17 protein-coding genes are annotated in these 14,734 nt (G+C 66.4%); 14 read left to right on the forward strand and 3 right to left on the reverse strand.

Annotated features, from left to right (window positions below; genetic code table 11):
* Nucleotides 1-84 precede the first annotated feature (84 nt).
* Nucleotides 85-1,311 (forward strand): TFIIB-type zinc finger domain-containing protein, encoded by a 1,227-nt coding sequence (locus KUV65_RS05145; RefSeq protein ID WP_222188186.1) that lies wholly within the window; start codon nucleotides 85-87, stop codon nucleotides 1,309-1,311.
* Nucleotides 1,312-1,317: 6 nt separating this feature from the next.
* On the opposite strand, the gene KUV65_RS05150 is transcribed toward KUV65_RS05145, so the two are convergent.
* Complete coding sequence (locus tag KUV65_RS05150; RefSeq protein ID WP_222188190.1) at nucleotides 1,318-1,737, reverse strand: Hsp20/alpha crystallin family protein; 420 nt, start codon at nucleotides 1,735-1,737, stop codon at nucleotides 1,318-1,320.
* Nucleotides 1,738-1,882: 145 nt separating this feature from the next.
* Here KUV65_RS05150 and KUV65_RS05155 point away from each other — a divergent pair, with 145 nt between their 5' ends.
* The 6 genes from KUV65_RS05155 to KUV65_RS05180 all read left to right on the forward strand — a co-directional run bounded on the left by KUV65_RS05155 (nucleotide 1,883) and on the right by KUV65_RS05180 (nucleotide 7,336).
* Complete coding sequence (locus tag KUV65_RS05155) at nucleotides 1,883-2,812, forward strand: carbohydrate kinase family protein (protein ID WP_222188193.1); 930 nt, start codon at nucleotides 1,883-1,885, stop codon at nucleotides 2,810-2,812.
* Entirely contained in the window at nucleotides 2,809-3,246 is a 438-nt protein-coding gene (gene dtd / locus KUV65_RS05160; protein WP_222188195.1) for a D-aminoacyl-tRNA deacylase, read from the forward strand. Before KUV65_RS05155 ends, dtd begins: the two co-directional genes overlap by 4 nt.
* 114 nt (nucleotides 3,247-3,360) lie before the next feature.
* The gene (locus tag KUV65_RS05165) at nucleotides 3,361-4,788 is read left to right on the forward strand and encodes a circularly permuted type 2 ATP-grasp protein (protein ID WP_261331594.1); all 1,428 of its coding nucleotides are present in this window, start codon (nucleotides 3,361-3,363) and stop codon (nucleotides 4,786-4,788) included.
* A 4-nt stretch (nucleotides 4,789-4,792) separates the two neighbouring features.
* Nucleotides 4,793-5,734, forward strand: coding sequence for an alpha-E domain-containing protein (locus KUV65_RS05170; protein ID WP_222188198.1), 942 nt, complete (start codon nucleotides 4,793-4,795; stop codon nucleotides 5,732-5,734).
* Between the two features lie 18 nt (nucleotides 5,735-5,752).
* Nucleotides 5,753-6,556: a transglutaminase family protein gene (locus KUV65_RS05175; RefSeq protein WP_222188200.1), complete on the forward strand. Its 804-nt coding sequence runs from the start codon at nucleotides 5,753-5,755 to the stop codon at nucleotides 6,554-6,556.
* 39 nt (nucleotides 6,557-6,595) lie between these two features.
* Nucleotides 6,596-7,336, forward strand: coding sequence for a proteasome-type protease (locus KUV65_RS05180; protein WP_222188202.1), 741 nt, complete (start codon nucleotides 6,596-6,598; stop codon nucleotides 7,334-7,336).
* Nucleotides 7,337-7,424: 88 nt separating this feature from the next.
* Here KUV65_RS05180 and KUV65_RS05185 read toward each other — a convergent pair whose 3' ends face one another.
* Together KUV65_RS05185 and dksA are read right to left on the reverse strand one after the other, a co-directional pair.
* Nucleotides 7,425-8,588 (reverse strand): FAD-dependent monooxygenase, encoded by a 1,164-nt coding sequence (locus KUV65_RS05185; RefSeq protein ID WP_222188204.1) that lies wholly within the window; start codon nucleotides 8,586-8,588, stop codon nucleotides 7,425-7,427.
* 85 nt (nucleotides 8,589-8,673) lie between these two features.
* Nucleotides 8,674-9,096 (reverse strand): RNA polymerase-binding protein DksA, encoded by a 423-nt coding sequence (gene dksA, locus KUV65_RS05190; protein WP_222189618.1) that lies wholly within the window; start codon nucleotides 9,094-9,096, stop codon nucleotides 8,674-8,676.
* Between the two features lie 301 nt (nucleotides 9,097-9,397).
* On the opposite strand from dksA, the gene KUV65_RS05195 reads away from it, so the two are divergent.
* The 7 genes from KUV65_RS05195 (at nucleotide 9,398) to KUV65_RS05225 (ending at nucleotide 14,673) form a co-directional block, all read left to right on the forward strand.
* Entirely contained in the window at nucleotides 9,398-10,237 is an 840-nt protein-coding gene (locus KUV65_RS05195; RefSeq protein WP_222188206.1) for an AAA family ATPase, read from the forward strand.
* Between the two features lie 118 nt (nucleotides 10,238-10,355).
* Complete coding sequence (locus KUV65_RS05200; protein ID WP_222188208.1) at nucleotides 10,356-10,805, forward strand: GNAT family N-acetyltransferase; 450 nt, start codon at nucleotides 10,356-10,358, stop codon at nucleotides 10,803-10,805.
* Nucleotides 10,806-10,812: 7 nt separating this feature from the next.
* Nucleotides 10,813-12,213, forward strand: a complete 1,401-nt coding sequence (locus tag KUV65_RS05205; RefSeq protein ID WP_261331676.1) for a DUF2927 domain-containing protein — start codon at nucleotides 10,813-10,815, stop codon at nucleotides 12,211-12,213.
* Nucleotides 12,214-12,238: 25 nt separating this feature from the next.
* On the forward strand, nucleotides 12,239-12,400 hold the full coding sequence (locus KUV65_RS05210; RefSeq protein ID WP_222188212.1) for a hypothetical protein: 162 nt from the start codon (nucleotides 12,239-12,241) through the stop codon (nucleotides 12,398-12,400).
* A gap of 40 nt (nucleotides 12,401-12,440) precedes the next feature.
* Nucleotides 12,441-13,625, forward strand: a complete 1,185-nt coding sequence (locus tag KUV65_RS05215; protein WP_222188213.1) for a vWA domain-containing protein — start codon at nucleotides 12,441-12,443, stop codon at nucleotides 13,623-13,625.
* Nucleotides 13,622-14,014 carry a hypothetical protein gene (locus tag KUV65_RS05220; RefSeq protein ID WP_222188214.1) on the forward strand — a complete coding sequence of 131 codons (393 nt, stop codon included), beginning with the start codon at nucleotides 13,622-13,624 and terminating at the stop codon, nucleotides 14,012-14,014. Before KUV65_RS05215 ends, KUV65_RS05220 begins: the two co-directional genes overlap by 4 nt.
* Nucleotides 14,011-14,673, forward strand: coding sequence for a DedA family protein (locus KUV65_RS05225; RefSeq protein ID WP_222188215.1), 663 nt, complete (start codon nucleotides 14,011-14,013; stop codon nucleotides 14,671-14,673). Before KUV65_RS05220 ends, KUV65_RS05225 begins: the two co-directional genes overlap by 4 nt.
* The last annotated feature ends 61 nt before the right edge of the window (nucleotides 14,674-14,734 follow it).

Consider the following 14,734-nt stretch of genomic DNA (forward strand, 5'->3'; position numbering starts at 1 on the left):
GGGAAAGATAAGGAAATCCACCCTTGCCGCGCGGGCGCATGGGGTGTCTGATTGCCCCAAGCCTCCCGAGCCGCGGAATCCCCCATGCCCGATACTTTCGACGCCGACCCCGAAGCTCGCCGCCCCGAGGACGAGCATCGCTTTCCTTGTCCGTCTTGCGGGTCGGACATGCGTTACGCCCCCGCCGACGGGAAACTGATCTGCGACCATTGCGGCCACGAGGAAGGGATCGAGGCGGGCGAGCTGGACGGCACCGGCGAGGCGCATGTCGAATTCGATTTCGAGCAAGCCCGGCGCAGGGACCACCCCGAGATCGAGATGGAGGAAACCCGCGTTTCCCAATGCCCGAGCTGCGGCGCGCAGGTGGAATTCGACCCGAATGTGCACAGCCAGGAATGCCCGTTCTGCGCCACGCCCGTGGTCACCGATACCGGCACGCACCGCCATATCAAGCCGCAGGGCGTCCTGCCCTTCGGCGTGACCGAGCGCGAGGCGCACAAGGCGATGAACGACTGGTTGGGCAAGCTGTGGTTTGCGCCCAACGGGCTGAAGGAATACGCCCGCAACGGGCGCAAGCTCGACGGGATCTACGTGCCCTACTGGACCTATGACGCCGATACCCAGACCGCCTATCGCGGTCAGCGCGGCGATGCCTATTACGTCACCGTCCGCGGACCGGATGGCAAGCCACGTCAGCAACGGCGCATGCGCTGGACCTTCGTGCGGGGCCGCGTGGCGCGCTTCTTCGACGATGTGCTGGTGCTGGCCTCCCGCTCGCTGCCCAAGTCCTATACCGACGGTCTTGCGCCTTGGGACCTGACGAAACTGGCCGATTACAAGCCGGAATTTCTGTCCGGGTTCCGGGCCGAGGCCTACCAGATCGACCTGGAAGACGGGATGGTCGAAGCGCGCGCGATCATGGACAACCAGATCCGCCGCGACATTCGCCGCGATATCGGCGGCGACGCGCAGCGCATCTCGAAGATGGACGTGAACGTCTCTGCGGTGACGTTCAAGCACGTGCTGCTGCCGGTCTGGCTGGCCGCCTACAAATATCGCGGCAAATCCTACCGCTTCGTGGTGAACGGCCAGACCGGCAAGGTGCAGGGCGAACGCCCCTATAGCTGGATCAAGATCGCGCTGGCGATCCTGGCGGCGATCATCATCGCGGGCGGCGTGCTTTATGGTCTGGAAGTGCTGGACAATGGCGGCTTCTCGCAAAGCGGCAGCCTGCCCGCCCCCAGCCATACGACCGGCTTCACGCCGCCGCAACCCGTCCAGACGCCGACCTTCACGCCACCGACCAAGTAACCCGCCTCAACCCTTGCGGATGGGCACCTTGCGCGCGCCTTCGGGCGGGGTTTCGGCCCGCTTGGGCACGGTGATTGTCAACAGCCCGTCCTTCAGGTCGGCATCGACCTTGTCGCCATCGGCATCGGGCGGCAGGCGGAAGCTGCGCGAGAACGACCCGTATTCGCGTTCCGAGAAGAACCACGTTTCCCCCTTCTCCTCGCGCTCGGATTTCTTCTCGCCGGTGACGGTGACGACGCCCTCGTGCACGGTGACGTCAATGTCGCTTTCGGCAACCCCCGGCACCTCCATCGAGATGCGGTAGGCGCTGCCGTTCACCGCCGCCTCGGCGGCGGGCGCGAACCAGTCCGCGACCTTCGATCCGAACTGGCGCAACGGGTCGGCGAGAGATGGGAAAAAGCCGGTTTTGTGGGCAGATTCGACCATGACACCCTCCTTCGAGAAATGGTTTCATTGCAGGCGCAATCATCCTGCCTCGAAGCACAATGCACCTTGATTTGCGTCAAAAGGGGCTGGCGACCGGCCGGTCCACGGGCTAGCACTTGGGCCGTGCCAAGAACGGAGGGCTCCGATGATCCTGTGTGCCGGAGAAGCGCTGATCGACATGCTGCCGCGCAAGACCGAGAAGGGCGAGGCGGCCTTTGCCCCCTATCCCGGCGGCTCAGTCCTGAACACCGCCGTGGCGCTGTCGCGCCTCGGCGTGGCGACGCAGTTCTTCACCGGCCTGTCCACCGACCTGTTCGGCGAGCGTCTGGCCAACGTGCTGACCGCGAATGGCGTGGGCCATGGGCTTGCCGCGCGCTCGGACCGGCCGACCACGCTGGCCTTCGTCACGCTGACCGATGGGCAGGCCAGCTACGCCTTCTATGACGAGAACACCGCCGGACGCATGCTGACGGAGGCCGACCTGCCCGCGATCCCCGAGGATTGCGCGGCCTGCTTCTTCGGCGGCATCAGCCTTGCCGTCGAACCCTGCGCCGAGGCCTATGCCACGCTGGCCGCCCGCGCCGCCGGGGCGGGCCGGGTCGTGATGCTCGATCCAAATATCCGCCCCAGCTTTATCGCCGACGAAGAGCGGTTCCGCGCCCGGATGGACCGGATGCTGTCGCATGCCGATATCGTGAAGCTCTCGGACGAAGACCTGCGCTGGCTGATGGGCGACCGCAGCTTTGTCGAACTGACCAGCGAGTTGCAGAAGAAAGGCCCGAAGCTGGTACTGGTGACGCAGGGCGCCGCGGGGGTGACCGCCTTCGGCCCCGGCGGAGAGGTGCATGTCGATGCCACCATGGTCGAAGTCGTCGATACCGTCGGCGCGGGCGACACGTTCAACGCAGGCCTCTTGGCGGGGCTGTCCGACGCGGGGCTTCTGGACAAGGCCGCATTGGCCGAGGGCCTGCCCGAGGACGGGCTGCGCGCCGCGCTGGAATTGGGCGTGAAGGCCGCCGCCGTGACGGTGACGCGCGCCGGCGCCAACCCGCCCCGCCGCGAGGAGATCGCATGAGGGCGCTGGTCCAACGCGTCACCGGCGCCCGCGTCGAGGTTGCCGGAGAGGTGGTCGGCCAATGCGGTCCGGGTCTGATGATCCTCGTCTGCGCCATGCAGGGCGACACAGAGGTCGAGGCCGAGAAACTGGCCGCCAAGACCGCCAAGCTGCGCATCTTCAACGACGACGCGGGCAAGATGAACCGCTCGCTTCTGGACGTGGGCGGCGAGGCGCTGGTTGTCAGCCAGTTCACGCTGGCCGCTGACACGCGCTCGGGCAATCGACCCGGCTTTTCCACCGCCGCCCCGCCCGACGAGGGCGAACGCCTGTACGAGCATTACGCCCGCGCTCTGGCCGCGCTTGGCCCCAAGGTCGAGACCGGACGCTTCGGCGCCGAGATGGCGGTCAGCTTGACCAATGACGGGCCGATCACGATTTGGCTCGAAACCTAGGCGATCCGCCCAAAATTCAGGCATTTGCCCGCGCCGAGGCGCGACAACCCCTTGGATGCAAGCGGTTTTGCCGTCACATTTGCAGCAATGTGACCGGGATGCGACAGTAGTGACATGTCAGACACGACTCAGTTTTTCGACGAGATGACGGGCGGTGCCGACGGGGCCCGCCCCCCCTACAGCGCCTATGACGCGTGGTTCTCGGGCGAGGACCTGACGGAACTGCGCAAGAAATCCCTCGATGCCGAGGCCTTTTTTCGGCGCACCGGGATCACCTTCAATGTCTATGGCGAGGCCGAGGCAGACGAACGCCTGATCCCCTTCGACATCGTGCCGCGCATCATTTCGGGCCGCGAATGGGCGCGCCTGACGCGCGGGATCGAGCAGCGGGTGCGCGCGATCAACTCGTTTCTCTACGACATCTATCACCGGCAGGAGATCCTGCGCGCCGGCCGTGTGCCGGTCGAGCTGATCGCCAAGAACGAAGCCTTCCTGCCGCAGATGATCGGGATGCAGCCGCCGGGCGGCGTCTATACCCACATCGTCGGCACCGACCTTGTCCGCACCGGCGAGGACGAGTTCTACGTGCTCGAGGATAACGCGCGTACGCCCTCCGGGGTCAGCTACATGCTGGAAAACCGCGAGACGATGCTGCAGATGTTCCCCGAGCTGTTCAGCCGCATCAAGGTGCAGCCGGTGCAGGATTACCCGATCCAGCTGCGCCGGTCGCTCGCGGCCTGCGCCCCCGCCATGACCACGGACACACCGACGGTCGCGGTGCTGACGCCCGGCATCCACAACTCGGCCTATTTCGAACATGCCTTCCTCGCCGACCAGATGGGCGTCGAACTGATCGAAGGCCACGACCTGCGGGTCGTCGACGGACGCATCGCCATGCGCACCACGCGCGGCTACAAGCCCATCGACGTGATCTACCGCCGCATCGACGACGATTTCCTCGACCCGCTGAACTTCAACCCCGACAGCATGCTGGGTGTGCCGGGGATCATGGATGTCTATCGCGCGGGCGGGATCACCATCGCCAACGCGCCCGGCACGGGCATCGCCGATGACAAGGCGATCTACAGTTACATGCCCGATATCGTGGAATTCTACACCGGCGAGAAGGCGATCCTGCAAAACGTGCCCACCTGGCGCTGTTCCGAGGCCGACAGTCTGGCCTATGTCCTCGATCACCTCGAAGAGCTGGTCGTGAAAGAAGTCCACGGCTCGGGCGGCTACGGCATGCTGGTGGGCCCCGCCGCCTCGAAGAAGGAGGTCGCGGCCTTCCGCAAGAAGCTTGAGGCCCGGCCGGGCAACTATATCGCCCAGCCCACGCTGGCGCTGTCGACCTGCCCGATCCTGACCAAGGCGGGACTGGCCCCGCGCCATGTCGACCTGCGCCCCTTCGCGCTGGTCAGCCCGCAAGGCTGCACCATCACGCCGGGTGGACTGACCCGGGTCGCCATGAAGAAAGGCAGCCTCGTCGTGAACTCGTCTCAGGGCGGCGGCACCAAAGACACCTGGGTTCTGGAGGAGTAGGCGCATGCTGGGCAAGACAGCCGGCGGGCTCTTCTGGATGTTCCGCTATCTCGAACGGTCTGAAAACACCGCGCGCCTGATCGAGGCGGGGTTTCGCATCGCGCTGACCCGGCCGGCGGGGGACGACGACGAATGGCACAGCGTGCTGCAGACCGCGGCCGCGTCGAACCTCTATTACCAGCGCCACGAGGAACTGGACGCAGCCAAGGCCATCGACTTCATGTTGCGCGACAAGTCGAACCCGTCCTCGGTCCTGTCGGCAATCACGGAGGCACGGCAGAATGCGCGCCTCGTGCGGACGGCCATCACCCGCGAGGTGTGGGAGGCCGTGAACGACACCTACATGCTGATGAAGGACGCGCTGGCCCGTCCCGTGCGTCCGCGCGACCTGCCCGAGGTTCTGGCCATGGTGCGGCAGCAATCGGCACTGGTGCGCGGGTCCATGGCGGGCACGATGCTCAGGAACGACATCTTCGATTTCTCGCGCCTCGGCACTTTCCTGGAACGCGCCGACAACACCGCGCGCATCCTTGACGTGAAGTATTACGTGCTGCTGCCCTCGATCAACCAGATCGGCTCCAGCCTCGACAACGTGCAGTGGGAAACGATCTTGCGCTCGGTCGCCGGGCAACGCGCCTATCGCTGGCTGAACCAGGGCGAGTCGAACCCGATGGGCATCGCCGACTTCCTGATTTTCGACGGGCGCATGCCGCGCTCGCTGAAATTCTCGGTTGCGAAGATGTCGACGAACCTGCGCTACCTCGCCGAACAATACGACCAGCGCCACGCCAGCCACGACCAGATCGACGTGCTGAACGCGCGCTTGAGCAACGCCACGATCGAGCGCGTTTTCGAGGACGGGCTGCACGAATTCCTTACCGACTTCCTGACCGATATCGCGCGCCTTGGCGGGCAGATCGAACAGGATTACCGTTTCCTCGGATAGCGGCGCGCCAGGACCCTCATGAAACTGAAGATCAAGCATACGACGACCTACAATTTCGACCAGCCCGTGCCTTACGGGCTGCAACAGCTGCGCCTGACCCCCAAGAGCCGGGCCGGTCAGGCGGTCGTCGATTGGCAGATGTCTGTCGAGGGCGGCGAGATCCAGACGGAATACAACGATCACCACCAGAACCGGGTGACGCTGATCTCCTTCGATCCGCACGCGACCTCGATCGTCGTCCATAGCGAGGGCGAGGTCGAAACCGCCGACCTGCACGGGATCGTGGGCAAGAACACCGGCTTTGCCCCGATGTGGTTTTTCCAGAGATCCACCGAGCTGACCCGGGCCGGGCCGAACGTGCGCCGCCTTGCCAAGGGGCTGCGCGACGAGGTCGAGCAGGACATCCCGCGCCTGCACGCGCTGTCGGCCCGGATCATCGAGGAGGTGCCCTACGAGATCGGCACCACCCACGCCACGACCACCGCCGAGGAAGCGATCGAGCATGGACGCGGCGTCTGCCAGGACCATGCCCATATCTTCGTCGCCGCGGCGCGGTCGATGGGCTACCCGGCGCGCTATGTTTCGGGCTACCTGATGTTGGAAGACCGCATCCACCAGGATGCCAGCCACGCCTGGGCCGAGGCCCATGTCGAGGGGCTGGGCTGGGTCGGGTTCGACGTCTCCAACGGCTATTCGCCGGATGCACGTTACGTGCGCGTGGCGACCGGGCTGGACTACCGCGAGGCCGCCCCGGTTTCGGGCATGCATTTCGGCGGCGCGGGTGATGCAATGGGCATCGACATCATGGTGCAGCAGCAGTAAAGCGATGCGTCCGCATCCAATCGAAAAGGCGCCGGGGCAATGACCTATTGTGTGGGGCTGAAGCTGGACCGTGGGCTGGTCTGCATGTCCGACACCCGCACCAATGCGGGCATCGACAATATCAGCGTATTTCGCAAGATGTTCATCTGGGAGACCGAGGGCGAACGCTCGATCACGCTGATGACGGCCGGCAATCTCGCCACCACGCAAGCCGTGGTCAGCCTTCTGAACGAACGCAGCAAGCCCGCCGAGGATCGCGGCGCACCCTCGATCCTTGAGGCGCCGTCGATGTTCCAGGTGGCCAGGCTGGTGGGCGAGACCCTGCGCGAGGTGATCCGCGACCAGTCCGGCATCGAAGGACCGCAGGCCGACAGCCCGTTTTCCGCCACCCTGATCCTTGCAGGCCAGGTCCGCGGCGGCGAGCCGCGCCTGTTCCTGATCTACCCGGAGGGCAATTTCGTCGAGGCCGCCGACGACACGCCGTTCTTCCAGATCGGCGAGACGAAATACGGCAAGCCGATCCTCGTGCGCGCCTATCATCCGGGCATGAGCTTCGAGGAAGCGGTGAAGCTTCTGATGCTGAGCTTCGATTCGACGATCAAGGCGAACCTGTCCGTGGGGTTGCCGCTGGACCTGCATATCTACGAGGCGGACACGTTTCGCACCGGGATCGTGCGCCGGATCGAACGCGACGACGCGTTTTTCGAGTCGATCTCCTCGGGTTGGGGCGAGGCCCTGCGCGAGGCGTTCAGCCACCTGCCGGATTACTCACTGTCCTGAGGGGTTTCGCCCGCTGCGCGGTCGACCCGTGCGAGGGGGCGATGCCCCCTCGCGCTCCCCCGGCATATTTTCCGGGATAAAGAGGGAATCAGGCCGTCACATCGTGGGTGTGGATCCACGCGTAGCGGTTGGTCACCGCTTGCGGGGCGGCGCGGGCGGCCAGCCGCAGCGCGCTATGGGCAGCGAAGCGCAAGGGACCCGGGCGCAGGTGGTAGTTCGTCGCGTTATCGGTGGCGGCCTCGACGATGCGGGCGGTGCGGTCGCGCCGCAGGGCCTGGTAGCGGGCGAGCGCGGCCTCGGGCAGATCCTCCTCGGAGAGGCAGCGCGCGAGGGTCCAGGCGTCTTCGAGTGCCATGTTCGCACCCTGTGCAAGGAAGGGCAGCGTCGGATGCGCCGCGTCGCCCAGCAGCGCAAGGCCGCCCTGGTACCAGTTGACCGCAACCGGGTGACGGAAAAGCCCCCAGAGGTTCACCTCCTCCGCGCGGGCCAGGAGGTTCTTCACCTCGGGGCAGAAATCGGAAAAGGCGCGGCGCAGGTTCGCGGGGTGATCGGTATGATGCCAGCCCTCGGCGACCCAGCCATCGCGTTCCTCGACGGCGACGATGTTGACCAGCTTGCCCTGCCGGAGCGGGTAGCGCACGAGGTGACGGCCCGGCCCCATGAACACATGCGCCTCGGGGGCGAGGCTGCCATCCTGCGGGATGGTCGCGCGCCAGGCGACCTGACCGGTGAAGAAGGGCCGCGTGCGCGGGTTCAGCACCTTGCGGGCGGGAGAATGCAGGCCGTCGGCAGAGATTGTCAGGCCATGGGCTTCCTCGCGTCCATCCTCCAGCGTGATCCGCGCGCCCTCGCCCTCGGGCGTGACGGCGGTGATGCGGGTGCCCAGCCGCAAGGTGACCCCGGCGCCCTGCGCGGCCGCGGCCAGAACATCGACGAGATCGGCACGATGGACGAAATGCCAGGGCTTGGCGGGATCGTTCAGAGCCATGGAGAAGACCTCGGCCCCGCGGCGGAAATCGCGCAGCCGCACGGCGCGCGAGCGCGGCGCCTGCTCGGCCACCGCCTCGGCCACGCCGAGCGCTTTCAGAACGACCCAGCCATTGGGGCTGATCTGGATGCCGGCGCCGACCTCGGTGATCGCAGGCGCCTGTTCCAGCACGGTGACCTGCGCCCCGTGCCGCGCCAGCGCCAGCGATACCGCCAGCCCGCCGATGCCGCCCCCCAGAACCGTGATCTCTTGCCCGATCAACATGCCTGTCCCCCGAAAAACCAAAAGGGCGCTCCGGATCCGGAACGCCCTAGTTCTTTAGTCCTGCTGGCCGGCGAATACCGCGCGGTCAGTCGTCGCGATGCACCTTTTCGCGGCGCTCGTGACGTTCCTGCGCCTCGAGGCTCATGGTGGCGATCGGACGGGCATCGAGGCGCTTGAGCGAAATCGGCTCGCCCGTGACCTCGCAGTAGCCGTACTCGCCTTCCTCGATGCGGCGCAGCGCCGAGTCGATCTTGGCGATCAGCTTGCGCTGGCGGTCGCGCGTGCGCAGTTCCAGCGCGCGGTCCGTTTCCTCCGAGGCGCGATCGGCCACGTCGGGAATGTTGCGCGTGCCGTCCTGCAACGTCTCCACGGTCGACCGGCTTTCCTCTAGCAGATCGGCCTTCCAGGATTCGAGTTTGCGACGGAAATATTCGAGCTGGCGCTCGTTCATGAACGGTTCGTCCTCGGCAGGACGGTAATCTTCCGGCAGAAAGATCTCGGCTTTCATCTTGCTCCCCTCGACGGGGCCGGGTTCGATATCAGACATGATATTGTCCTTTCCGGCCACCCGCCGCCCGATTACCCGAGCGGCCTTGGCTTGTCACCTCCTAATGCGCGCGGGACAAAAAGGAAACCTCGCCCCCCTCGCCTTGACGGGACCTATGTCATCGCATCCGCGCGTTCGCGCCCTGATTTGTATCAAGTCGGGACCAGCCTTGCCCGCGCGGGACCGACGGGCCGCGCCCGGCTGGACTTCGCCGCGCGCGCCGCCTAGGTCGGAGGGAATGCGAGCGGAAACGAGGGCACCCATGCGGTTCGAAGGCACATCCGACTATGTTGCGACCGAGGATCTGACCGTGGCGGTCAACGCCGCCGTCACGTTGGAACGGCCCCTGCTGGTCAAGGGCGAGCCGGGCACGGGGAAAACCGAACTGGCGCGGCAGGTGGCGACCTCGCTGGGGTTGCCGATCATCGAATGGCACATCAAGTCGACGACGCGCGCGCAGCAGGGCCTTTACGAGTACGACGCCGTCAGCCGCCTGCGCGACAGCCAGTTGGGCGACGAACGCGTCCATGACGTGAAGAACTACATCAAGAAGGGCAAGCTCTGGGAGGCCTTCGAATCCGAGGGCAAATCCGTTCTGCTGATCGACGAGATCGACAAGGCCGATATCGAGTTTCCGAACGACCTGTTGCAGGAACTCGACCGGATGGAATTCTTCGTCTACGAAACCGGCGAGACGATCCGCGCCGTCACGCGCCCCATCGTCATCATCACCTCGAACAATGAAAAGGAACTGCCCGACGCCTTCTTGCGGCGCTGTTTCTTCCATTACATCCGCTTCCCCGAGATGGAGGTGATGAAGCAGATCGTCGAGGTGCATTTCCCGGGCATCAAGCAGCAGCTTCTGAGCACCGCGCTGACGCAGTTCTACGAAATCCGCGAGCAGCAGGGGCTGAAGAAAAAGCCGTCCACCTCGGAGGTCCTGGATTGGCTCAAGCTGCTTCTGGCCGAGGATCTGGATCCCGAGGACCTGCGCCGCGACGGGGCCAGCGCCTTGCCGAAACTGCACGGGGCGCTCTTGAAGAACGAACAGGACGTGGCCCTGTTCGAACGGCTGGCCTTCATGGCGCGGCGGCAAAGGTAAGGGCGTTCCGGCAACACACCGCCGACGCGATCGCAAAGCGGCTGGTTCCCATCCCGATTCCTGCCATAATCACCCCCAAGGCTCGTGGATAAACGGGCAGACGCGCAAGGCAGGCAGAGTGACGAACTCCATCCAGATCCGCCCCCTCGAACCGGGCGACCGGGAGGCATGGGCCCCGCTATGGCGGGAATACCTGGCCTTTTACGGCACCGAGCGAGATCAGGCGGTCTATGACACGTCCTTCGGGCGCTACACCGATCCCGCGCGCGAGGACATGAAGGCGTGGCTGGCCTGGGATGGCGGGCGCGCCGTGGGGCTGGTGCATGTGATCGTCCATGCCCATGGCTGGCAGGTGGCGCCGATCACCTATCTGCAAGACCTCTACGCCCGGCCCGAGGCGCGCGGCACGGGCGTGGGCCGCAAGCTGATCGAGACGGTCTATGCCGATGCCGATGCCCATGATCGGCCCTCGGTCTACTGGACGACGCAAACGGGCAACGCCACCGCGCGTCGCCTTTACGACCGGATCGGTGTCGCCACCGATTTCATGAAATACAGCCGGAGTTGAGGTGACCATGCCCCCCTGCCCCAAGCGCCTGACCCGGACCCTTGCCGGCATCGCCTGCCTCTCGGCCGTGACGCTTGCGGGCTGCACCCCGTCAACGGTCAGCTACACCGAGGTCTCGGCACGCCATGACGCGGCCCTGCCGCAGGACATGCCGCCGATGAACCGCTTCGGCCCCGAGCGGACGGACCCGCCCAGCCGCTCGAACGCCGAGATCGCGCGCGATTTCCTCGACCTGTCCTTCATGATGGAATCGGGCCGCCCGATCGAACGCCTGAGCCGGTTCGAAGGGCCAATCACCGTCGCAGTGGCGGCCGGGGCGCCTGCGACCCTTGGCGCCGATCTCGACCGGCTGATCGCGCGGCTGCGCGCCGAGGCGGGGCTCGACATCCGCCGCATCGGCGCGGGCGACGGGCCCGCCGGCATCACCATCGAGACCCTGCCGCGTGACCGCATGCAACGCGTCGTGCCGCAAGCCGCCTGTTTCGTGGTGCCCCGCGTCAGCAGCTGGGGCGAGTTCCGCCGCGCCCGGTCCGGCGGGACACTGGACTGGACGACGCTGCAAACCCGCGAACGCGTGGCCGTCTTCATCCCGTCCGACGTGGCCCCGCAGGAAATCCGCGACTGCCTGCACGAAGAGGTCTCGCAAGCCTTGGGGCCGCTCAACGACCTCTATCGCCTGCCCGATTCCGTCTTCAACGACGACAATTTCAACGCCGTGCTGACCGGCTTCGACATGCTGATCCTGCGCGCCTACTACGACGAATCGCTGCGCTCCGGCATGACACGCGCCGAGGTGGCCGCCGCCCTGCCTGAGATCCTGTCGCGCCTGAACCCGCGCGGGAACCACAGCGCGGGCGGCCGCATCAGCCCCACGCCCCGCAGCTGGATCGAGGCCATCGAAACCGCGCTTGGGCCGGGCAGTTCGGACCGCGCGCGCATCGCCGCCGCCCAGAACGCCGTGACCATTGCCCGCAACGCGGGATGGAACGACGGGCGGCTGGCCTTTTCGCATTTCGCCCTTGGCCGCCTGACGCTGTCCAGCGACGTGGAAACCTCGGTCGCGGCCTTCCAGCGCGCGGCGGGGATCTACGACCGGATCGCGCCGAACGGCATCCAGACCGCCCATGTGGACATGCAGCTGGCCGCCTTCGCGCTTTCCTCGGGCCGCGCGGACGAGGCGCTGCGCCTGACCAATGCCGCGATGCCGGCGGCCACGCGCGCGCAGAACGCGGCGCTTCTCTCGACGCTGCTGATGATCCGGGCCGAGGCGCTGGAAGATGTCGGGCGCGCCTCCGAAGCGCGGGCCGTGCGCCTCGACAGTCTGGCCTGGGGCCGCTATGGCTTCGGCGCCAGCGCGGCGGTGGGCGCGCGGCTGACCGAGGTGGCCGCCCTGTCACCCGGCGGCTGAGGCAGGCGAGACGAGGACCTATCAGATGCTGAACCTGATCGGCGCCCTTCTGGGCGCGGCGCTTGGCGCTTTTCTGGCATGGCGGCGCAACGGCAGCCGACTGGACATCGCGCAATACACGGCTGTCCTTGCGATCATCGGGTTTATGCTGGGCACCTTCGCCATGCTGCTGATGCCCGCGCCCTGAACGGTTGCGGACCGGGCCACGCTGCTCCTAGATAGGGGGCATGTTCCTGCCCTTCTTCGAAACCCTGCGCGCGGCGCGCATCCCGGTCAGCTTGCGCGAGTACCTCGCCTTTCTCGAAGGCATGTCGAAGGGCCTCGTCACCTATGACGTGGACGGGTTCTATTACCTCGCCCGCGCCGCGATGGTGAAGGACGAACGCCACCTCGACCGCTTCGACCAGGCCTTTGCCCATACCTTCGGCGGGTTGGAGCAGATCACCGCCGAGGATGTGCTGGAAGCGACCGAGATCCCCCGAGAATGGCTGGAAAAGCTCGCCGAAAAGCACCTGACCGCGGAAGAACGCGCCGAGATCGAGGCGCTTGGCGGCTTCGACAAGCTGATGGAAACCCTGCGCGAACGGCTCAAGGACCAGGAAGGCCGCCATCAGGGCGGCAACAAGTGGATCGGCACCGCCGGCACCTCGCCCTTCGGCGCCTATGGCTACAACCCCGAGGGCGTGCGCATCGGCCAGCACGAAAGCCGCCACCGCCGCGCGGTCAAGGTCTGGGACAAGCGCGAGTTCAAGAACCTCGATGGCGACGTGGAACTGGGCACCCGCAACATCAAGGTGGCGCTCAAGCGCCTGCGCCAATGGGCGCGCGACGGCGCGGCCGAGGAACTGGACCTCGACGGCACGATCCGCGCCACCGCCGAACACGGCTATCTCGACGTCAAGACCCGCCCCGAGCGGCGCAACGCCGTGAAGGTGATCCTCTTTCTCGACGTGGGCGGCTCGATGGACGACCATATTCGCGTGGTCGAGGAACTGTTCAGCGCCGCCCGGGCAGAGTTCAAGCACCTCGAATACTACTATTTCCACAATTGCCTGTACGAGTCGGTCTGGCGCGACAATCGCCGCCGCTGGAACGAGCAGATCCCGACGCATGAGGTGATGAACACCTACGGCTCCGACTACAAATGCATCTTCGTAGGCGATGCCTCCATGTCGCCCTACGAGATCGCCTTTGCCGGCGGCGCGAATGAGCATTGGAACGAGGAACCGGGGCAGGTCTGGCTGCACCGCGCGCGGGCGCAATGGCCCGATCACATGTGGATCAACCCGGTGCCCGAGAGGCATTGGAAATACACGCAATCCATCGGCATGATCGACCAGATCTTCGAAGGACGCATGGTGCCGATGACGCTGGAAGGCATCGACCGCGGCATGCGGGAACTGGGCCGGTGAGGGCCGAACGCCCCCGCGCCCTGTCCTACCTTTGGGCGCATCACCGCCCGGCCCTGGTCGCCTTCGCCCTTGCGCTGGCCGTGGCGATCTTCTTCCTCGTGCGCCTCGTACTTCACACGCTTTACTGGGCCGATCCCGCGCATCGGAACCAGCCGCTCGAAGGCTGGATGACGCCGGGCTATATCGCCCGCTCCTACCAGGTCGAGGGCGATATCTTGCGCGACGCGATCGGCCTGGCGCACCCCGAGTTTCCCACCGCGCGCCCGACGCTGAACCAGATCGCCGAGGCGCGGGGCGTTCCGCTTGAGCAGGTCATCGCCGAGATCGAGGCTGCCCTTGCGGCCACAGGGACGGGCACGGGCGCCGGACGTCCGAGGCGCGGCGAATGACCGAGGACATCCTCGCCCTTGTCCCGGTTTACGGGCTGGTCGTGCTGGGGGTGGGCACCTTCCTGTCCTGTCTCGCCCTGCCCGTGCCCAGTTCACTGCTGATGCTGTCGGCGGGCGGGTTCGCCGTCTCGGGCGACCTTGTCCTGTGGCAGGCCGCGGCGGCGGCGCTGACCGGCGCGATCCTCGGCGACCAGTTGGGCTATTACATCGGCCGCGCGGGCGGGCGCTACGCGGCCAGCGCCAGCCGCTCGCCCCGCCGCGCGCAACTGATGGAAAAGGCCCGGCGCCAGATCATCGACAATGGCGGGTGGGCCGTGTTCTTCAGCCGCTGGCTGGTCTCGCCGCTTGGCCCTTACGTGAATTTCGCCGCCGGGGCGGCCGGGCTGCGCTGGATCCGCTTCACCCGCGCGGGCGTGGCCGGGGAACTCGTCTGGGTCACCGTCTATGTCGGCCTCGGCGCGGTCTTTGCCGACAATATCGTGGTCCTTGGGGAGCTTCTGGGCGACGTGACGGGCCTTCTGGCCGCCCTTGTGGCGCTGGGGCTTTGCGCGCTCTGGCTGCGCGCCGCGCTGCGTCAACGGCCCTTGATCCCCCGTGGCGAAGCCGGGCGGCGGGCGAAAGAGGCCCTCGTCCGCCTTCAGGAACGCCGCAAATCCTGAAGCCACCCCCACCTGCGCGCATGCGCCCATTGCCGGGTCCCGCGCCGCGCCCCATATCTGG

Origin of the sequence: Maritalea mobilis, from assembly GCF_019800885.1 — a bacterium.
GTDB classification, from domain to species: domain Bacteria; phylum Pseudomonadota; class Alphaproteobacteria; order Rhodobacterales; family Rhodobacteraceae; genus Roseibacterium; species Roseibacterium beibuensis.